Here is a 19,312-nt window from a genome sequence, read left to right as displayed (position 1 = left end):
CGAGCAAGCCCGCTCCCACACGGGTTTGTGTTCATTCATAAGATGGCCATTCAGCCGCTGAATGGCAGACAACCTCTTTGACTCAGCTACTCTTGTGCCAGCCCATCACTTAATAAGAGGCCGCGCACATGAGTACTTCCTCATTCAAGATCGCCCACAAACTGCTGACCGGCGCTGGCGCCATCGAACAACTCGCGGCTGAGCTCAACCGTCTGGATGTGGACAACCCGCTGATTGTCACCGACGCCGCGCTGGTCAAGTCCGGCACCGTGGCGCTGGCACTCGAACATCTGGGCGAGCGCACCTACGAGATTTTCGACCGGGTGTTACCCGACCCGGAAATCGCCATTGTCGAAGACTGCATGCGCGTTTACCGCGAGGGCGGGCACGACGGCCTGATTGGCGTGGGTGGCGGCAGCGCCATCGACATTGCCAAAAGTGTTGCGGCGTATGCCGGCTACCACGGCGCGCTGGCCGACTTGTTCGGCGTCGACCAGGTGCCACGCAAGGGCCCGCCGCTGATCGCTATCCCCACCACCGCCGGCACCGGTTCGGAGGTGACCAATGTGGCGATCCTCTCCGACAAGGTCGCGCAGCTGAAAAAAGGCATCGTCAGCGATTACCTGCTGCCGGATGTGGCGCTGATCAGCCCGCAGATGACCCTGACCTGCCCGCGCAGTGTTACCGCCGCCAGTGGTGTCGATGCGCTGGTGCACGCCATCGAGTCCTACTTGTCGCTGAACGCCTCGCCGATCACCGACGCCTTGGCCATCGGCGCCATCAAGCTGATCGCCAGTGCATTGCCCAAGGCCTACGCCAACCCGGCCAACCTGCAGGCCCGCGACGACATGGCCACTGCCAGCCTGATGGCCGGCATGGCGTTCGGCAATGCCGGGGTGGGGGCGGTGCATGCGTTGGCGTATCCGCTGGGTGGGCGCTTCAATATCGCCCACGGCGTGAGCAATGCGTTGTTGCTGCCCTACGTGATGCACTGGAACAAGCTGGCCTGTGTCGAGCGCATGCAGGACATCGCTCAGGCGATGGGCGTGAATGTCACCGGCTTGAGCGTCAACGATGCCGCCGACCAGTCCGTCGAGGCGATGACGCGACTGTGTGCCGCAGTAGAGATCCCGGCGGGGTTGCGCAGTTTTGGGGTGCCCGAGGACGCGATCCCAGCCATGGCGGTAGAAGCGGCGGGTATTGAGCGCTTGATGCGCAACAATCCACGCAAGCTCAGCGCGGCCGATATCGAGAAAATCTACCGGGCCGCTTACTAACCGTTGAGTTAGGTCACGGTGCGCGCGGCAAAGCATGAGGTATACAATGCGCGCCATCGTGATTTAGCTCAAAAAAGGTGCGTCATGCAGCCCTTCGTCATTGCTCCATCGATTCTCTCCGCCGACTTTGCCCGCCTGGGTGAGGAAGTGGACAAGGTATTGGCCGCCGGTGCCGACTTCGTGCACTTCGACGTCATGGACAACCACTACGTACCCAACCTGACCATCGGCCCGATGGTCTGCGCCGCGCTGCGCAAGTACGGCATCACTGCGCCGATCGATGCACACCTGATGGTCAGCCCGGTGGATCGCATCATCGGCGACTTCGTCGACGCCGGCGCCACCTACATCACCTTCCACCCGGAAGCCTCGCTGCACGTCGATCGCACCCTGCAACTGATCCACGAAGGTGGTTGCAAGGCGGGCCTGGTGTTCAACCCGGCCACTCCGTTGAGCGTGCTTGAGTACGTGATGGACAAGGTCGACATGATCCTGCTGATGAGCGTCAACCCGGGCTTCGGCGGCCAGAAGTTCATCCCGGGCACGCTGAACAAGCTGCGTGAAGCCCGTGCGCTGATCGATGCCTCCGGCCGCGATATCCGCCTGGAAATCGACGGTGGGGTCAACGTCAACAATATCCGTGAAATCGCCGCCGCTGGTGCCGACACCTTTGTGGCCGGCTCGGCGATCTTCAACGCGCCGGACTACCAGGAAGTCATCGACAAGATGCGTGCCGAGCTGGCGCTGGCGCGTCCATGAGCGGCTTTGAGCAGCTGTTCCCCGGCAAATTGCCACGGCTGGTGATGTTCGATCTGGACGGCACCTTGATCGACTCGGTGCCCGACCTGGCGGCGGCGGTGGACGAAATGCTGCTCAAGCTGGGGCGCAAGCCGGCCGGGATCGAGTCGGTGCGCGAATGGGTCGGCAACGGCGTGCAGATGCTGGTGCGCCGGGCCTTGGCCAACAACATCGATGCTGAAGGTGTCGATGAAGTCGAGGCCGAGCACGCCCTGGAGCTGTTCAACGCCGCCTATGAAGACGGCCATGAACTGACCGTGGTCTACCCCGGCGTGCGCGACACCCTCAAGTGGCTGAGCAAGCAGGGCGTGGAAATGGCCCTGATCACCAACAAGCCGGAGCGCTTCGTCGCGCCATTGTTGGACCAGATGAAAATCGGCCGGTATTTCCGCTGGATCATCGGTGGCGATACCCTGCCGCAGAAAAAACCCGACCCGGCGGCGCTGTTTTTCGTGATGAAAATGGCCAATATCCCGGCCTCGCAGTCGTTGTTTGTCGGCGATTCACGCAGTGATGTGCTGGCGGCAAAGGCCGCGGGCGTGCAGTGCGTGGCCCTCAGCTACGGCTATAACCATGGTCGGCCGATCGCCGAAGAGTCGCCTTCACTGGTGATTGATGACCTGCGCCTGTTAATCCCCGGTTGCTTGGGAGCTGGCGCTGAGATAACGTTGCCCGATACCGATCCGTCCCCTTCTGGAAATTCCATCGTGGTGGTCACTCGCAAACTCTGGATGAAAGTCATCAAGGCCCTGGCCCGCTGGCGTTGGCGCGCCTGACTGATCCTGGCCGCACTCTGCGGCGCGTTTGCATACCTGACTGTTAGACCCTCAAGCCACGAGGCATATCATGACCCGCGAAGAATTCCTGCGTTTGGCCGCTGCCGGCTATAACCGCATCCCCCTGGCCTGCGAAACCCTGGCCGACTTCGACACGCCGCTGTCGATCTATCTGAAACTGGCCGACGAGCCTAACTCCTACCTGCTCGAGTCCGTACAGGGCGGCGAGAAGTGGGGGCGTTACTCGATCATCGGCCTGCCGTGCCGTACGGTGCTGCGGGTACACGACCATCATGTGAGCATTACCCATGATGGCGTCGAGATCGAAAGTCACGACGTAGAAGATCCGCTGGCGTTCGTCGAAGCGTTCAAGGCGCGCTACAACGTGCCGACCATTGCTGGCCTGCCGCGTTTCAATGGCGGCCTGGTGGGTTACTTCGGTTATGACTGCGTGCGTTATGTGGAAAAACGCTTGGGCAAATGCCCGAACCCGGATCCGCTGGGCGTGCCGGACATTCTGCTGATGGTTTCCGATGCCGTGGTGGTGTTCGATAACCTTGCCGGCAAGATGCACGCGATCGTACTCGCCGATCCATCCCAGGAGGACGCGTTCGAGCAAGGCCGCGCCAGCCTCGAAGCCCTGTTGGAAAAACTGCGCCAGCCGATCACCCCGCGTCGCGGCCTGGACCTCAGCCGTCCGCCGGCGGCGGATCCGATCTTTCGTTCAAGCTTTACCCAGGATGACTACGAGCGCGCCGTCGATACCATCAAGGAATACATCCTCGCGGGTGACTGCATGCAGGTGGTGCCGTCGCAGCGTATGTCCATCGATTTCAAGGCCGCGCCGATCGATCTGTACCGCGCGCTGCGTTGCTTCAACCCCACGCCGTACATGTACTTCTTCAACTTTGGCGACTTCCACGTGGTGGGCAGTTCGCCGGAAGTGCTGGTGCGTGTCGAAGACAACCTGATCACCGTGCGCCCGATTGCCGGCACCCGCCCACGCGGTGCGACCGAAGAGGCCGACCTGGCGCTCGAAGAAGACCTGTTGAGCGACGACAAGGAAATCGCCGAGCACCTGATGCTCATCGACCTGGGCCGCAACGACACCGGGCGTGTCTCGGAAATCGGTTCGGTGAAGCTCACCGAGAAGATGGTCATCGAGCGTTATTCGAATGTGATGCACATTGTGTCCAACGTCACCGGCGAGCTGAAAGCCGGCCTGACGGCGATGGACGCACTGCGCGCGATTCTGCCGGCGGGCACCTTGTCGGGTGCGCCGAAGATCCGCGCGATGGAAATCATCGACGAACTGGAGCCGGTCAAGCGCGGTGTGTATGGCGGCGCCGTGGGTTATTTCGCCTGGAACGGCAACATGGACACGGCCATTGCGATCCGCACGGCCGTGATCAAGGACGGGGAGCTGCACGTGCAGGCCGGTGGCGGGATCGTCGCCGACTCGGTGCCGGCCCTCGAATGGGAAGAAACCTTGAACAAGCGCCGCGCGATGTTCCGCGCCGTTGCGCTGGCTGAACAGACCCCCAATTCCTGAGGTTTCCCCATGTTGCTGATGATTGATAACTACGATTCCTTTACCTACAACGTTGTGCAATATCTGGGCGAGCTGGGTGCCGAAGTCAAGGTGGTGCGCAACGACGAAATGACCGTGGCCGAGATCGCTGCCCTGAACCCGGAGCGCATCGTGGTTTCGCCAGGCCCGTGCACGCCGACCGAGGCGGGCATCTCCCTGGAGGCGATCCAGTATTTCGCCGGCAAATTGCCGATTCTGGGCGTGTGCCTGGGCCATCAGTCCATCGGCCAGGCCTTTGGCGGTGACGTGGTGCGCGCGCGACAGGTGATGCACGGCAAGACCAGCCCGGTGTTCCATAAAGATGCAGGCGTGTTTCATGGCCTCAACTTGCCGGTGACGGTGACCCGCTACCACTCGTTGGTGGTCAAGCGCGAAACCCTGCCGGAATGCCTGGAGCTGACCGCCTGGACCCAACTTGAAGACGGCTCGGTCGATGAAATCATGGGCCTGCGCCACAAGACACTGAATGTCGAAGGGGTGCAATTCCACCCTGAATCGATCCTGACCGAGCAGGGCTACGAGCTGTTCGCCAACTTTCTCAAGCAGAGCGGCGGCACGCGCTAAGGACTTTCCATGGATATCAAGACTGCCCTGAGCCGTATCGTCGGCCACCTGGACCTGAGCACCGCTGAAATGAGCGATGTGATGCGCGAAATCATGACCGGTCAATGCACCGACGCGCAGATTGGCGCGTTCATGATGGCTATGCGCATGAAGAGCGAAAGCATCGACGAGATTGTCGGCGCCGTATCGGTGATGCGCGAGTTGGCGGACAAGGTCGAGCTCAAGACCCTCGACGGCGTGGTCGATGTGGTCGGTACTGGCGGTGATGGTGCGAACATCTTCAACGTGTCGACGGCTTCTTCGTTTGTGGTCGCGGCGGCGGGTTGCACCGTGGCCAAGCACGGTAACCGCGCAGTGTCCGGCAAGAGCGGCAGCGCCGACCTGCTGGAGGCGGCCGGGATCTACCTGAACCTGACGCCGGTACAAGTGGCGCGTTGCATCGACAGCGTCGGCATCGGCTTCATGTTTGCCCAATCCCATCATGGTGCGATGAAGCACGCCGCTGGCCCGCGCAAGGACCTCGGCCTGCGCACCTTGTTCAACATGCTCGGCCCGCTTACGAATCCGGCCGGTGTGAAACACCAGGTGGTGGGTGTGTTCAGCCAGGCGCTGTGCCGGCCATTGGCCGAAGTACTGCAACGCCTGGGCAGCAAGCATGTGTTGGTGGTGCATTCCAAGGACGGCCTGGACGAATTCAGCCTGGCGGCACCGACTTTCGTGGCAGAGCTGAAAAATGACCAGGTCACCGAGTATTGGGTCGAGCCGGAAGACCTGGGCATGAAGAGCCAGAGCCTGCACGGCCTGGCGGTGGAAAGCCCGGCGGCCTCCCTGGAGTTGATTCGCGATGCCCTGGGGCGTCGCAAGACCGAGAACGGTCAAAAAGCTGCCGAGATGATAGTGTTGAATGCGGGTGCTGCGCTGTATGCGGCGGACCACGCCTACAGTCTTAAAGAAGGTGTTGCCTTGGCCCACGATGCGCTGCACACCGGTCTGGCTCGCGAGAAGCTCGAAGAGCTGGGAGCATTCACCGCGGTATTCAAGATGGAGAATGAAGGATGAGTGTGCCGACCGTTCTGGAAAAGATCCTGGCCCGCAAGGCTGAAGAAGTGGCTGAGCGCCGTGCCCGCGTGAGCCTGGCCGAGCTGGAAGCCCAGGCGAAGATCGCCGATGCGCCGCGTGGCTTTGCCAATGCGCTGATCGCCCAGGCCAAGCTCAAGCAGCCCGCCGTCATTGCTGAAATCAAGAAAGCTTCGCCGAGCAAGGGCGTGATTCGTGAGATCTTCATTCCTGAAGAGATCGCCAAGAGCTACGAGAAGGGCGGGGCGACCTGCCTGTCCGTACTGACCGATATCGACTACTTCCAGGGTTCCGACCTGTTCCTGCAGCACGCCCGCGCCGCGTGCAAGTTGCCGGTGATCCGCAAGGATTTCATGGTCGACCCGTATCAGATTGTCGAAGCTCGTGCCCTGGGCGCCGACTGTGTGCTGTTGATCGTCTCCGCCCTGGATGACGTGAAGATGGCCGAGCTGGCGGCCGTGGCCAAAAGCGTCGGCCTGGATGTGCTGGTGGAAGTGCACGACGGTGACGAACTGGAACGCGCCCTGAAAACCCTCGACACACCGCTGGTGGGGGTCAACAACCGTAACCTGCACACCTTCGAAGTCAGCCTGGAAAACACCCTCGACCTGCTGCCGCGTATTCCGCGCGACCGTTTGGTGATTACCGAGAGTGGCATCGTCAACCGTGCCGATGTGGAGCTGATGGAGATCAGTGGCGTGTATTCGTTCCTGGTGGGCGAGACCTTCATGCGTGCCGAGAACCCGGGAGCTGAGTTGCAGCGCCTGTTCTTCCCGGAGCGTGGTGTGGCGGTTAGCGGTTCGACACTGGATTGATTTGAAACCCTGCCATCATTTGGGATGCAGTCTAAATGTGGGAGCGGTGTTCATTCAGAGAGGTAGGTGTTGATGGTTAAGCCGCAAGCGATGACTGTTGAAGCCGGTCTTGCCGCCGAGCAAGCCTTGTTGGCGGCTGTTTGCGCTGGCGAACAAGAGTTCGGCTTGCTGTTCTGGCAACCCAGCGACCAAGCCTTGGTCATGCCACGTCGTTTGAGCCGCTTGCCGGCATTTGAGACCGCCAGCCAGGTTTCCGCGGATGCCGGTTGGCCGGTATTGTTGCGCGAAACCGGTGGAGAACCGGTGCCGCAGTCGAATGCGACGGTCAACATCGCCCTGGTCTATGCTCCGCCGCGCAGTGAAGGCGACCAGAACCGTATCGAAACCGGTTATTTGCGTTTATGCCAACCGATCTGCGACTTGCTGATCGAGTTGGGAGGCGATGCGTCCGTTGGTGAAATCGACGGTGCGTTTTGCGACGGTCGCTACAACGTTAACCTCAATGGTCGCAAAATGGTCGGCACGGCCCAGCGCTGGCGGCAAAGTGATGGCCGCCCGGTGGGCTTGGTGCACGGTGCGCTGTTGCTGGAGAACGATCGCGAAGAACTGATCGCGGCGGTCAATCGCTTCAATGAAGCTTGCGGCCTCGACCAGCGGGTGCGTGCCGACAGCCATATTGCCCTGCACGAAGTCTTCCCGGCACCGAATGCGCTCAGCCGGCTGGACGCCCTGTACCGTCAAATGCTGGCCAGCTTCCTGTCGGTTTAGCGGGTACCGAACACCACCATCGTCTTGCCTTTGACGTGTACCAGGTTGCGTTCTTCCAGGTCCTTGAGTACCCGACCGACCATCTCCCGTGAACAGCCGACAATCCGCCCGATTTCCTGGCGCGTGACCTTGATCTGCATGCCGTCGGGGTGCGTCATGGCGTCGGGTTGCTTGCACAGGTCCAGCAGGCAGCGCGCGACTCGGCCGGTGACGTCAAAGAAGGCCAGGTCGCCGACCTTGCGCGTGGTGTCGCGCAGACGCTGGGCAATCTGGCCGCTCAGTGCGTAAAGAATGTCGGGATCGTATTGGGCCAGTTCGCGGAACTTGGCGTAGCTGATCTCGGCCACGTCGCATTCGACCTTGGCGCGCACCCAGGCGCTGCGTTCCTGTTCCTTGCCGGCTTGTTCGAACAGCCCCAACTCCCCAAAAAAATCCCCGGTGTTCAGGTAGGCGATGATCATTTCGCGGCCGTCTTCATCCTCGATCAGGATGGTGACCGAGCCTTTGATAATGAAGAACAGCGTTTCGGAGCGTTCGCCGGCGCAGATGATGTTGTGCTTGGCCGGGTAGCGGCGGCGCTGGCAATGCATCAACAGTTTGTCGAGATTCTTGATTTTGGGTATGGGAGTAAGGGCAACCATGGTTGTATCCCGAAAAGACTGCGCTAAATAGTTTGAGTTGTTGTATTCATCGGGTATCGGCACTGATACGCGCTGTATAAAGGGTGGCATTACGCCATCGATTTGGCGTCAGCTTAACAGACACATTCTGACTCGATTAGCCAATTTTCCGCGCAAAGCCTGCTATTGATCGCTTTTGTTGCAAACGCTGACGCAGGCGGGCCCTGTGCTAAGCTGGCGACCCTTTTTTAGCAGTGGAGTCTGGGCGATGAAGGCACGCATCCAATGGGCGGGCGAAGCCATGTTCCTCGGTGAGTCGGGCAGTGGCCATGTGGTGGTCATGGATGGCCCGCCGGAAGCCGGTGGCCGTAACCTGGGCGTACGCCCGATGGAAATGCTCCTGCTGGGCGTAGGCGGTTGCAGCAATTTCGACGTGGTCAGCATCCTGAAGAAATCCCGCCAGGCCGTGGAAAGCTGCGAAGCCTTCCTGGCAGCCGAGCGTGCCACTGAAGACCCCAAGGTATTCACCAAAATCCACATGCATTTCGTGGTGAAGGGCCGGGCGCTGAAAGAAGCCCAGGTCAAGCGTGCTATCGAGCTGTCGGCCGAGAAGTATTGCTCGGCGTCGATCATGCTCGGCGCGGCCGGTGTGGCCATCACCCACGATTACGAAATCATCGAGTTGGGTTGATCACTCAATCGGCGGGCAAAAAGAAAGGGCGCTGTGATAGCGCCCTTTTTTCGGTTTGATGCATTCAAATTCTATAGGTGCTTTTGGTCATGACTTTGGCCAAGAGACTCATGCCGAACCGCACCGGCGCCGGAAACCGGAAACCGCCCGCATCCAGCGCGCTTTCCGCGTGGTGTTCTTCATCGATGCGCATCTGCTCAAGAATCGCCCGGGACTTTTCGTCCTCGGCTGGCAGTTGTTCCAGATGCTCATCCAGGTGTTTGCACACTTGGTGCTCAGTCGCGGCGACAAAACCCAGGCTGACTTTGTCGCTGATCAGGCCGGCAGCGGCGCCAATTCCGAACGACAAGCCGTAAAACAAAGGGTTCAGCACACTCGGGTGACTGCCCAATTGGCGAATGCGTTGCTCGCACCAGGCCAGGTGGTCGATTTCTTCCTCGGCGGCATGTTCCATGGCGGCACGGACCTGCGGCAGCTTGGCGGTCAAGGCCTGGCCCTGGTACAGCGCCTGGGCGCAGACTTCGCCGGTATGATTGATACGCATCAGGCCGGCAACGTGGCGGGTCTGGGTCTCGCTCATCTGGGCGTCGGGCTGCACGATCGCGGGCGAAGGGCGATACGGCTGGCCGCTGAACGGCAGCAGCGTGCGCATGGCCATATCGGCTTGCAGCAACAGACGGTCAATCGGCGAGTAGTGACGTTGGGTAGTCATGCTGACCTCCGGGAAGAATCTCGGCGGCCAGTTTACCGCAAGAGAGGGGGAAGCGTTTGCGCTGCATCAAGGGCATGGGGTCGCAGCCTGGGCTGCGACCTTTGCTGAAAGGCTGATCAGCCCGGCGGCCAGTTCATCTGGCGCTGACCCAGCACATGCATATGGATGTGATAAACGGTCTGCCCGCCTTCTTCATTGCAGTTCATCACCACACGAAAACCTTTCTCGCAGCCTTGCTCAACGGCCAGGCGCTGGGCGATGAACAGGATATGGCCAGCGAGGGTTTTGTCGTCTTCAGTCAGGTCATTCAACGTGCGGATAGGTTTCTTCGGAATGACTAGAAAGTGCACGGGTGCCTGCGGTGCAATATCGTGGAAGGCCAGGACCTGGTCATCCTCGTAGATAATCTTCGCGGGTATTTCTCTGTTGATGATCTTGGTGAACAGAGTATCCACAGCTGTTTCTCCATTATGAATGTGCAAGGTGAGTGTACTCAGCCAATCAACGTGGGCAATAGGCCTTGTTGATGGCGCCGGCAATCTTGCGGGTCAGCCAGCGTGGGCTGAAACGCGGGCTGAAGGCAATCCAGCGGTTGCGACGGCCGGGGATGATGATGGCTTTGTTCTTTTCCAGGGCCCGCACGGTATAGAGCGCCACTTCCTCGGGGCTCATCAGCTGTTGGCTGCGGTCGAGCTTGGCGGTGTCCATCTGCGCGGTGCCGAAGAACGCGGTGCGTGTCGGGCCGGGGCAGAGCACCGAAACCTTGATGCCGCAGGTTTTCAGTTCTTCGCGCAGGCCTTCGGAGAAATGCAGTACATAGGCCTTGCTGGCGTAATAAGTGCTCATCCACGGGCCGGGCTGGAACGCCGCGATGGACGCTACATTGAGAATCTGCCCGCCGCCGTGCAGCGCCATGGTGTTACCGAGCGCGTGGCACATACGGGTCAGGGCGAGGATGTTGACCTCCATGAGGTCTTGTTCGGTCATCCAGTCCTGGGCCAGGAATGGCCCGCTGGTGCCGATGCCGGCGCAGTTCACCAGCAGGTCGATCTGCCGCTCGCCTTCTTCAAGCTCCAGCAGGAACCCGGACAAGCGCAACGGCTCGCCCAGGTCGCAGGCTCGGAACAGCACCTCGACACCAAACCGTTGGGTCAATTCGATTGCAATGCTTTCCAACTGATCACGCTGGCGGGCCACCAGAATCAAGCTGCGGCCGCGACGGGCCAAGGCTTCGGCCATGGCCAGGCCAATGCCGCTGGAGGCGCCGGTGATCAGAGCGTAACGGGTCATGCCTTTCTCCATCGCAACGCCGCCGCGCCTGTGACAAAGGCATCACAGGCCGGGGGCGTTTCTTCACTGTTCTGGAGAGTCTACAGGTTCGCCCGCTTCGTCAGCACTCTGTGCTTCGTCTTCTTCGACGGTCGCGGCTTGGTCGGCATCTTCATCGGAGGTGATGGAGCTGCTTTCGTAGCTGCTGTCCATGTTGGCTTCGAGCTGGTTCAGGTAACCGTTCATGCCCAGGGTCACCACGATGGCAAGCATGACCGGGATAAACGCCAGCCACAGGGTGGCCAGGACTTTTACCGCCGTGGAGTTGCGTGGTGGTGGCGCGCCGTACTGGTTGGCGCCTGCATTACCTGGCAATACCAGCAGCAGGATCGGGAAGACGCTGTTCACCAGCGGAACCAGGTTGAGGAAGTACAACCAGCCCGACCAACCCAGGTCGTGCAGGCGCTGCACACCGATTTGTACACTGACCCAGACCAGCGCAACAAACAATGCGAGGCCCAGCAATACGCCGAGGATGGTGCCAGCAGTCGGCGAAGCGGTGGCAACGGCAAAGCTGACGGTGCTGATGATGCCGCCGGCAACCAACAGTGCCAGGGTTAACACCAGGGTCCAGGCGAGATAACGCAGACGACCGATGCGTCCGTGGATAGTGAACACCTTGAGGGTGGCGTACTCCGGCAGGTCATCACCCACGGCGGAGCGCGGTGGTGCATACGGTGAGGCCGCAGGGCGCGAGAAACTGCCAGAGTCTGTCTCGTGAGTTTCAGCCAGGCTGAAGGCCACAGGCTGTTCGGGCTCAATGCGCGCATCGACACCGGCGTTTTTCAGTGCGGTGAGGTAGGTTTCCGCATCCGGGCGCGACAGGTCACGTTTGAGTGCGACAGGGCGACCGGTGAAGAGCTTCTCGATGGCTTCGACGTCACTCTTGAACAGCTCGGCCAGGTTCAGCTTGGCCGTGGTGCTTTCGACACCCGGGAGCAGGGCTCCATCAAACACAATCTTGAAACGGTTGTCGCTCATGCGGGCTTCCTTGTCACTTGATTCAGGGAGGTAGTGCAGGCCGGCTCAAGCAGCAGGCCATGCGGTGGGTCAGCGCGGCCAGCGCAATTGAGCTGCCTGTTCACGGGCCTTGCGGTATTCGGCATCCAGACGGGCAACCAGTTCATCGACGCTGGGCAAATCATCAATCTCACCGACACCTTGGCCGGCGGACCATACAGTCTTCCATGCCTTGGCCTCGTCGCTCAACGGCTTGAGCTTGGAACCGAAGTTGACTTCGCCTTTGCCTTGCAAGGCGGCGAGGTCGAAACCGGCGTTTTCCAGGCTCTGGCGCATAAAGCTGGCGGGTACGCCGGAGACAGCGGGAGTGTGCACGATGTCGGCCGCGCGCGATGTGAGCAGCATCTCTTTATAAGCATCCGGGGCGTGACTTTCGGTGGTGCCGATAAAACGTGTGCCGAAGTAGGCCAGGTCTGCACCGAGCAACTGGGCGGCGAGAATCTCGTGCCCGTGGTTGAGGCAGCCGGCCAGCAGCAGGGTCTTGTCGAAGAACTGGCGAATCTCGGCAATCAGCGAGAAAGGGCTCCAGGTGCCGGCATGGCCGCCAGCACCGGCCGCGACGGCAATCAGGCCATCTACGCCGGCTTCGGCAGCCTTCTCGGCATGACGTCGGGTGGTGACGTCATGGAACACCAGACCACCGTAGCTGTGTACGGCGTCTACCAACTCCTTCACGGCGCCCAGGCTGGTGATGACGATCGGCACTTTGTGCTCGACGCAGATCGCCAGATCCGCCTCGAGCCTTGGGTTGCTGTTGTGTACGATCAGGTTGACGGCGTAAGGCGCGGGATTGTCCAACTGGGCCAGGCCCGCTTCGATTTCCTCCAGCCAGGCCTTGAACCCACTGCTTTCACGTTGGTTGAGCGCCGGGAAACTCCCGACCACCCCATTGCGGCAGCACGCCAGGACCAGTTGCGGGTTGGAAATCAGGAACATCGGCGCCGCCACGACGGGCAGGCGCAGGCGTTGTTCAAGCAGAGCGGGCAATGACATTGGAGGTACCCCGAGTAATTGAAGTTAGAACGGTTTGACCACGACCAAAATTACGATAGCCAGCAATATCAGAACGGGCACTTCATTGAACCAGCGATAAAAGACATGGCTGCGGGTGTTTTCGCCACGCGCAAAACGTTTTACCTGTGCGCCGCACATGTGGTGGTAGCCAATAAGCAGTACGACCAGCGTCAGCTTGGCGTGAATCCAACCGCCCGAGTGAAAGATGCTCGGGTTCAGGTAGATCAGCCAACCGCCGAAGATCAGCGCGGCAACCATTGCCGGCCCCATGATGCCGCGGTACAGCTTGCGCTCCATGACGCTGAAACGTTCTTTACTGACAGTGTCGTCGCTCTGCGCGTGGTAAACGAACAGGCGGGGCAGGTAAAACAGCCCGGCAAACCAGCAGACAATGCTGACGATATGAAAGGCTTTGACCCATAGATAAAGCATTTTTAGTTATTCCCAGGTTCACGGTAGCCGAGATAGTAGTGGCTCATGCGCCCGTACGTCACGTTGACGGTTGTCGCAGGACGATACGGCCCCTATTATCGACGGCTTTCCAGTGGGTTCGTTGAGGGCAGGTTTATGGTCAAGGTCGGTATCGTCGGCGGCACGGGTTACACCGGGGTCGAATTGCTGCGTCTGTTGGCACAGCATCCGCAAGCTGAGGTGGTGGTCATCACTTCCCGATCCGAGGCCGGGCTGGCCGTGGCCGATATGTACCCGAACCTGCGAGGCCACTACGACGGCCTGGCGTTCAGCGTTCCGGACATCAAGACCCTGGGCGCCTGCGACGTGGTGTTCTTCGCTACCCCGCACGGTGTTGCCCACGCATTGGCCGGTGAACTGCTGGCGGCGGGTACCAAGGTGATCGATTTGTCGGCGGATTTCCGTCTGCAGGACGCTGACGAGTGGGCCAAGTGGTACGGTCAGCCTCACGGTGCGCCGGAGCTGTTGGAAGAGGCGGTGTACGGCCTGCCGGAAGTCAATCGTGAGCAGATCAAGCAAGCGCGCCTGATCGCGGTGCCGGGTTGCTACCCGACTGCTACTCAATTGGGTTTCCTGCCTTTGCTGGAAGCCGGGCTGGCGGACGCTTCGCGTTTGATCGCTGACTGCAAGTCAGGTGTCAGTGGTGCCGGTCGTGGGGCGGCGGTTGGTTCGCTGTACTCCGAGACGTCGGAAAGCATGAAGGCCTATGCGGTGAAAGGTCACCGTCACTTGCCGGAAATCCGCCAAGGCTTGCGTCGTGCGGCGGGTAAAGATGTGGGCCTGACCTTCGTGCCTCATCTGACGCCGATGATTCGCGGCATTCACTCCACACTGTATGCCACTGTGGTTGACCGTTCGGTAGACCTGCAGGCGCTGTTCGAAAAACGTTATGCCAACGAACCGTTCGTCGATGTGATGCCAGCTGGCAGCCACCCGGAAACCCGCAGCGTACGTGGTGCCAACGTGTGCCGGATTGCCGTACACCGTCCTCAGGATGGCGACTTGGTCGTGGTGTTGTCGGTGATTGATAACTTGGTCAAGGGTGCGTCTGGCCAGGCTGTGCAGAACATGAACATCCTGTTTGGCCTGGATGAGAAGCTCGGCTTGTCCCACGCGGGCATGCTGCCTTAAGGCTTCCTGGCTGTTAAGCAAAAGGCCCGTTGATCGGGCCTTTTGTGTTTTTAATGGCAGCAGCGCAGATTGATATACCGTAACAATAGTTGACCGCTTTTCTAGGAGAAGCGGATAATGCCGTCATTACGCATATGGCGGCGGTACGCCGGGAGATTATCAGCATGAGCGTTGAATCCTTCACCCCCACGGCTTTGCAATTCACCCACGGTGCTGCGCACAAGGTGAAGAGCCTGGTCGATGAAGAGGGTAATGATCGCTTGAAGCTGCGCGTATTCGTTACGGGCGGCGGTTGTTCAGGGTTTCAGTACGGTTTTACCTTCGATGAAGATGTGGCCGATGATGACACCATCGTTGAGCGCGAGGGCGTGAGCCTGGTCGTGGATCCGATGAGCTTCCAATACCTGGCAGGTGCCGAGGTGGATTACCAGGAAGGTCTGGAGGGTTCGCGTTTCGTGATCAAGAACCCTAATGCCACCACGACCTGTGGTTGCGGGTCTTCGTTCTCGATCTAATCTGTAGCGTATACAAAAACGCCGCTTGGCTGTGATAGGCCAAGCGGCGTTTTGCTGTCCGGATATTTTAGGCGGGGTAGATCGCGCCCAGTACCCGAAGCCCGCGTGCGCCGGTGACGCTCGGGCGGTTGGCGGCAATGCCTTCGAGGCAGCAGTGGGCCAGCCAGGCGAAGGCCATGGCTTCGACCCAGTCGGGATCCACCCCGTAGGTAGCGGTGCTGCTGACGTGAGTTGACGGAAGTAGGGTGGCCAGACGGTTCATCAGCGTGGCGTTGTGAGCGCCGCCGCCACATACCAGCAATGTTTCTGTCTGGGATTGGGCCGACTGTAGGGACTCAACGATCGTCAGGGCGGTCAGCTCAAGCAGCGTTGCCTGCACATTCTGAGGCTCAAATGCAGGCAAGCGGGCAAGGTGTTGGCGCAGCCATTCCAGGTTGAACACTTCGCGCCCAGTGCTCTTGGGGCCTTTGGTCACGAAGAAGGGGTCGCTGAGCAGGGCATTGAGCAACTGAGGCTCGACCTTGCCGCTGGCTGCCCACTGACCATCGCGATCAAAGTGTTCGCCGCGTTGTTGGTGAATCCACGCATCCAGTAGGACGTTGCCCGGGCCGCAGTCGAAGCCGGCTACAGGCTTACCGGTCTCGATAAGGCTGAGGTTGCTGAAACCTCCGACATTCAATACGGCACGGTTACCAGTGCGCTCGCCAAACAACGCTTCGTGGAAGGCGGGCACCAGCGGGGCGCCCTGGCCACCGGCGGCCACATCGCGGCTGCGGAAATCGCTGACCACGGTGATGTTTGTCAGCTCGGTGAGCAAGGCCGGATTACCGATTTGTACGGTAAAGCCTCGGGCGGGCTCATGACGGATGGTCTGGCCATGGCTACCAACCGCACGAATGTCCTGCGGCTTGAGGTTTTGCTGGTCGAGTAGAGCGTGAATGCCTTGTGCGGCGAGGTTCACCCAGTTTTGCTGGGCGATGGCTGAGCGGGCAATTTCATCCGGCCCACTGGCGCATAGAGCGAGCAGCTCGGCGCGCAGGGTATCTGGCATTGGGATGTAGTGCGTGGCGATCAACTTGATCGCCGGGTCTTGCTCGATCAAGGCAATGTCCAGGCCGTCGAGGCTGGTCCCGGACATCACGCCTATATAGAGCGGCATACCTTAACGCTTCGCCGAAGCCAGCAGGGTGGAGCGCTCTTGATCCATGCGCGCCATCAACGGCTGGCTTTGTTGCATGAAGCGGGCGCGCTCGGCCTTGGCGATCGGGTCGGCCATCGGCAGTTTCTGGCCCAGTGGGTCGACGTGGACGCCATTGACCTGGAACTCATAGTGCAAGTGCGGGCCAGTGGACAGGCCGGTAGTGCCGATATAGCCGATCACCTGGCCTTGCTTCACGGTACCGCCAGTTTGCACGCCCTTGGCGAAACCTTGCATGTGGCCATATAGCGTACGGTAGGTGTTGCCGTGCTGGATGATCACGGTATTGCCGTAACCGCCGCGACGACCGGCCAGCAGTACCTTGCCGTCGCCGGCAGCCTTGATTGGCGTGCCACGCGGGGCCGCATAGTCCACACCTTTATGGGCGCGGATTTTGTTCAGAATTGGATGCTTGCGACCCATGGAGAAACGCGAGCTAATACGAGCGAAGTCCACTGGGGTGCGGATGAAGGCCTTGCGCATGCTATTGCCGTCGGCGGTGTAGTAGCTGCTGTTGCCTTGTTTGTTGGTGTAACGCACGGCGGTGTAGGTTTTGCCGCGGTTGGTAAAACGCGCCGAGAGGATATTGCCAGTGCCGATGACTTTGCCGTTGGCGACTTTCTGCTCGTAGATCACGTCGAATTCGTCGCCTTGCCGGATGTCCTGAGCGAAGTCGATGTCGTAGCCAAACACGCTGGCCATGTCCATGGTCATGCTGTGGGACAGGCCGGCGCGGGCTGCGGATTGTGACAGCGAGCTGTTGATGACGCCGTGCACGTAGGCGGAGCGCATCACTGGTTTGGTGGTGATGCGGTTAAAGGCAAAGCCCTTGGCGCCTTTGGTCAGGGTGATGCTTTCAAGGTCGCTGACATTGCTATGCAGGTTGTGCAGTTGGCCGTCAGGCGTCAGTTCGAACTCAAGTTTCTGGCCGTGTTTGAGCTGGGTGAATTGCTTGGCTTGCTTGTCGCTGGCCAGTACTTCATTGACGGTGGCAGCGGGGAGGCCGACTTTCTCGAACAGGGTCGACAATGTGTCGCCCTTGGCCACGATCACTTCGCGGTGTTGTGGGTTCTTGGCAGCGTCGACGACCGGTGCAGGCGGCTCTTGGGCGGCTTGCTGGGTATCTTCGGGGCTGCTTTCTATCTGGGCGAACGGCGATTCGGTCGGTGCATTTGTGGCTTGTTGCGCGTCGGAAGCGTCTTGATCTTGTGTCAGTTGTTCAGCGGGGCTTTCCAGGTCAAGGCTCAGGGATGTTCGTTTGGCTTCTACGTCACTGGAAGGGAATACCAGGAGTGCCAGGCTGAGAAGTGCGGCGATACCACTTGCGGCGAGCAGGTGGGTCTTCGGGTAAAGCGGCGGCGCTTTAGACGGTTCAGTGGTCATAGGTAATTTGACTTTGAAGATGAAATGGAAAAGATGAATGACATGATGAAGATGAAATAACTGTATAAAATATAACCAAATCATCTGTGGCGCAAGCTCGCGAACGCTGGGCTTGCTGAACGGTGTCCGTTCGCAGGGCAAAACTTGTAATTAGTCCCTGATCTTGTATGGTTGGTTCCCTTTTGAATCTGAGCCTTGCGGGTCTGTTATGAAGTCGGTTGAAGAGCAGCTAGCGCTGATAAAACGTGGTGCGGAAGAACTGTTGGTTGAAGCTGAGCTGATCGAAAAGCTCAAGCGTGGCCAGCCCCTGCGTATTAAGGCTGGCTTTGATCCGACCGCGCCGGATCTGCACCTGGGTCATACCGTGCTTATTAATAAGCTGCGCCAGTTCCAGGAGCTGGGGCATCAGGTCATCTTCCTTATCGGTGACTTCACCGGAATGATCGGTGATCCGAGTGGCAAGAGCGCGACACGCCCGCCGCTGACGCGTGAGCAGGTGCTCGACAATGCCGAGACCTACAAGACCCAGGTGTTCAAGATTCTCGATCCGGCCAAGACCGAAGTGGCATTCAACTCCACCTGGATGGATCAGATGGGGCCGGCGGACTTCATTCGTCTGACCTCTCAGTACACCGTTGCGCGGATGCTTGAGCGCGATGACTTCGACAAGCGCTACTCCACCAATCAGCCGATCGCTATTCATGAGTTCCTCTATCCGCTGGTTCAGGGCTATGACTCGGTAGCCTTGCGTGCGGACGTTGAGTTGGGTGGCACCGACCAGAAATTCAACCTGTTGATGGGGCGTGAACTGCAGCGTGCGTATGGGCAGGAAGCTCAATGTATTCTGACCATGCCGTTGCTCGAAGGGTTGGATGGCGTCAAGAAGATGTCCAAGTCCTTGGGCAACTATGTCGGCATCCAGGAAGCGCCGGGTGTGATGTACGGCAAGCTGGTCTCCATTCCGGATGCGCTGATGTGGCGTTACTTCGAGTTGTTGAGCTTCCGCTCGATGGATGAGATCAATGCGCTGCGTGCTGATGTAGAGGCAGGCGCCAATCCTCGTGACGTGAAGATCAAGCTGGCTGAAGAGATTGTTGCGCGTTTCCATGGTGAGGAGGCTGCTGCCAATGCTCACCGTGCTGCGGGTAATCGCATGAAGGATGGCGAGCTGCCGGATGATCTGCCGGAGATTGAGCTGTCTGCTGCCGAGGCGATGCCGATCGCGGCTGTCCTTAATAAGGCGGGTCTGGTTAAGAACTCGGCCGTTGCGCGCGACCTTCTGGGTTCTGGTGGTGTGCGTATAGATGGTGAGGTTGTGGACCGCACCTTTATATACGAGTTGGGTGCTACCCACGTTTGCCAGGCTGGAAAGAAGGCATTTGCGCGTATTACGCTCAAATCCGAATAAAACTGAAATTAGGTATTGACGGCGAATTGTAACTCTCTATAATTCGCCCCACTTCCGGCGCAGTCGAAATGGAAAACTCCTTGGTAAACAATGAGTTATGTAGGTTTCGGCAGCAGGTTGCTTCAGTTCATCGAAGCCAAAAGGAAGTTGAAAA

General features: G+C 59.6%; 21 protein-coding genes. 12 read left to right on the top strand and 9 right to left on the bottom strand.

Annotated elements, in window-relative coordinates:
* Positions 1 to 128: 128 nt before the first annotated feature.
* From ACP7C6_RS15855 to ACP7C6_RS15820, 8 genes are all read left to right on the top strand, one after another.
* On the top strand, positions 129 to 1,277 hold the full coding sequence (locus tag ACP7C6_RS15855; protein WP_426108972.1) for an iron-containing alcohol dehydrogenase: 1,149 nt from the start codon (positions 129 to 131) through the stop codon (positions 1,275 to 1,277).
* An 84-nt stretch (positions 1,278 to 1,361) separates the two neighbouring features.
* Positions 1,362 to 2,036: a ribulose-phosphate 3-epimerase gene (gene rpe / locus ACP7C6_RS15850; protein ID WP_028618149.1), complete on the top strand. Its 675-nt coding sequence runs from the start codon at positions 1,362 to 1,364 to the stop codon at positions 2,034 to 2,036.
* The gene (locus ACP7C6_RS15845) at positions 2,033 to 2,851 is read left to right on the top strand and encodes a phosphoglycolate phosphatase (RefSeq protein WP_028618148.1); all 819 of its coding nucleotides are present in this window, start codon (positions 2,033 to 2,035) and stop codon (positions 2,849 to 2,851) included. The genes rpe and ACP7C6_RS15845 overlap by 4 nt, the downstream gene beginning before the upstream one ends.
* A gap of 70 nt (positions 2,852 to 2,921) precedes the next feature.
* The gene (gene trpE / locus ACP7C6_RS15840; RefSeq protein WP_028618147.1) at positions 2,922 to 4,403 is read left to right on the top strand and encodes an anthranilate synthase component I; all 1,482 of its coding nucleotides are present in this window, start codon (positions 2,922 to 2,924) and stop codon (positions 4,401 to 4,403) included.
* Positions 4,404 to 4,412: 9 nt separating this feature from the next.
* Entirely contained in the window at positions 4,413 to 5,006 is a 594-nt protein-coding gene (locus tag ACP7C6_RS15835) for an aminodeoxychorismate/anthranilate synthase component II (protein WP_236318464.1), read from the top strand.
* Between the two features lie 9 nt (positions 5,007 to 5,015).
* Positions 5,016 to 6,065 (top strand): anthranilate phosphoribosyltransferase, encoded by a 1,050-nt coding sequence (gene trpD / locus ACP7C6_RS15830; protein WP_010206948.1) that lies wholly within the window; start codon positions 5,016 to 5,018, stop codon positions 6,063 to 6,065.
* Complete coding sequence (gene trpC / locus ACP7C6_RS15825; protein ID WP_028618145.1) at positions 6,062 to 6,898, top strand: indole-3-glycerol phosphate synthase TrpC; 837 nt, start codon at positions 6,062 to 6,064, stop codon at positions 6,896 to 6,898. The genes trpD and trpC overlap by 4 nt, the downstream gene beginning before the upstream one ends.
* A gap of 72 nt (positions 6,899 to 6,970) precedes the next feature.
* Positions 6,971 to 7,666, top strand: coding sequence for a lipoate--protein ligase family protein (locus ACP7C6_RS15820; protein WP_426108971.1), 696 nt, complete (start codon positions 6,971 to 6,973; stop codon positions 7,664 to 7,666).
* On the opposite strand, the gene crp is transcribed toward ACP7C6_RS15820, so the two are convergent.
* Positions 7,663 to 8,307, bottom strand: coding sequence for a cAMP-activated global transcriptional regulator CRP (crp, locus tag ACP7C6_RS15815; protein ID WP_028618143.1), 645 nt, complete (start codon positions 8,305 to 8,307; stop codon positions 7,663 to 7,665). The genes ACP7C6_RS15820 and crp overlap by 4 nt on opposite strands.
* A 247-nt stretch (positions 8,308 to 8,554) precedes the next feature.
* On the opposite strand from crp, the gene ACP7C6_RS15810 reads away from it, so the two are divergent.
* Positions 8,555 to 8,977, top strand: coding sequence for an OsmC family protein (locus tag ACP7C6_RS15810; RefSeq protein WP_323987905.1), 423 nt, complete (start codon positions 8,555 to 8,557; stop codon positions 8,975 to 8,977).
* A gap of 64 nt (positions 8,978 to 9,041) precedes the next feature.
* Here ACP7C6_RS15810 and coq7 read toward each other — a convergent pair whose 3' ends face one another.
* From coq7 to hemJ, 6 genes are all read right to left on the bottom strand, one after another.
* Entirely contained in the window at positions 9,042 to 9,689 is a 648-nt protein-coding gene (gene coq7 / locus ACP7C6_RS15805) for a 2-polyprenyl-3-methyl-6-methoxy-1,4-benzoquinone monooxygenase (protein ID WP_311893722.1), read from the bottom strand.
* A gap of 116 nt (positions 9,690 to 9,805) precedes the next feature.
* Positions 9,806 to 10,144 (bottom strand): histidine triad nucleotide-binding protein, encoded by a 339-nt coding sequence (locus tag ACP7C6_RS15800; RefSeq protein WP_122729401.1) that lies wholly within the window; start codon positions 10,142 to 10,144, stop codon positions 9,806 to 9,808.
* A 46-nt stretch (positions 10,145 to 10,190) separates the two neighbouring features.
* Positions 10,191 to 10,979 (bottom strand): SDR family NAD(P)-dependent oxidoreductase, encoded by a 789-nt coding sequence (locus ACP7C6_RS15795; RefSeq protein WP_016977897.1) that lies wholly within the window; start codon positions 10,977 to 10,979, stop codon positions 10,191 to 10,193.
* Between the two features lie 63 nt (positions 10,980 to 11,042).
* Positions 11,043 to 11,999 carry a DUF805 domain-containing protein gene (locus tag ACP7C6_RS15790; protein WP_028618142.1) on the bottom strand — a complete coding sequence of 319 codons (957 nt, stop codon included), beginning with the start codon at positions 11,997 to 11,999 and terminating at the stop codon, positions 11,043 to 11,045.
* 69 nt (positions 12,000 to 12,068) lie between these two features.
* Positions 12,069 to 13,031 (bottom strand): NAD(P)H-dependent flavin oxidoreductase, encoded by a 963-nt coding sequence (locus tag ACP7C6_RS15785; protein ID WP_025857066.1) that lies wholly within the window; start codon positions 13,029 to 13,031, stop codon positions 12,069 to 12,071.
* Between the two features lie 24 nt (positions 13,032 to 13,055).
* Entirely contained in the window at positions 13,056 to 13,484 is a 429-nt protein-coding gene (gene hemJ / locus ACP7C6_RS15780; protein ID WP_028618141.1) for a protoporphyrinogen oxidase HemJ, read from the bottom strand.
* Positions 13,485 to 13,619: 135 nt separating this feature from the next.
* Here hemJ and argC point away from each other — a divergent pair, with 135 nt between their 5' ends.
* Both argC and erpA read left to right on the top strand, forming a co-directional pair.
* Positions 13,620 to 14,654 (top strand): N-acetyl-gamma-glutamyl-phosphate reductase, encoded by a 1,035-nt coding sequence (gene argC, locus ACP7C6_RS15775; RefSeq protein WP_010206935.1) that lies wholly within the window; start codon positions 13,620 to 13,622, stop codon positions 14,652 to 14,654.
* Between the two features lie 164 nt (positions 14,655 to 14,818).
* Positions 14,819 to 15,169: an iron-sulfur cluster insertion protein ErpA gene (gene erpA, locus ACP7C6_RS15770; RefSeq protein ID WP_003176443.1), complete on the top strand. Its 351-nt coding sequence runs from the start codon at positions 14,819 to 14,821 to the stop codon at positions 15,167 to 15,169.
* A 67-nt stretch (positions 15,170 to 15,236) separates the two neighbouring features.
* On the opposite strand, the gene ACP7C6_RS15765 is transcribed toward erpA, so the two are convergent.
* Together ACP7C6_RS15765 and ACP7C6_RS15760 are read right to left on the bottom strand one after the other, a co-directional pair.
* The gene (locus ACP7C6_RS15765) at positions 15,237 to 16,328 is read right to left on the bottom strand and encodes an anhydro-N-acetylmuramic acid kinase (RefSeq protein ID WP_426108970.1); all 1,092 of its coding nucleotides are present in this window, start codon (positions 16,326 to 16,328) and stop codon (positions 15,237 to 15,239) included.
* A gap of 3 nt (positions 16,329 to 16,331) precedes the next feature.
* Complete coding sequence (locus tag ACP7C6_RS15760; protein WP_068933407.1) at positions 16,332 to 17,750, bottom strand: peptidoglycan DD-metalloendopeptidase family protein; 1,419 nt, start codon at positions 17,748 to 17,750, stop codon at positions 16,332 to 16,334.
* 208 nt (positions 17,751 to 17,958) lie between these two features.
* Between ACP7C6_RS15760 and tyrS the strand changes: the two genes are divergently transcribed.
* On the top strand, positions 17,959 to 19,158 hold the full coding sequence (tyrS, locus tag ACP7C6_RS15755) for a tyrosine--tRNA ligase (RefSeq protein WP_016977905.1): 1,200 nt from the start codon (positions 17,959 to 17,961) through the stop codon (positions 19,156 to 19,158).
* Positions 19,159 to 19,312: the final 154 nt, after the last annotated feature.

The organism is Pseudomonas sp. TWR1-1-4, assembly GCF_049897165.1.
In the GTDB taxonomy this organism is placed as follows: Bacteria; Pseudomonadota; Gammaproteobacteria; order Pseudomonadales; family Pseudomonadaceae; genus Aquipseudomonas; species Aquipseudomonas canadensis.
The sequence above is the reverse complement of the archived record's forward strand: the minus strand, read 5'-3'. Positions and strand labels throughout refer to the sequence as shown.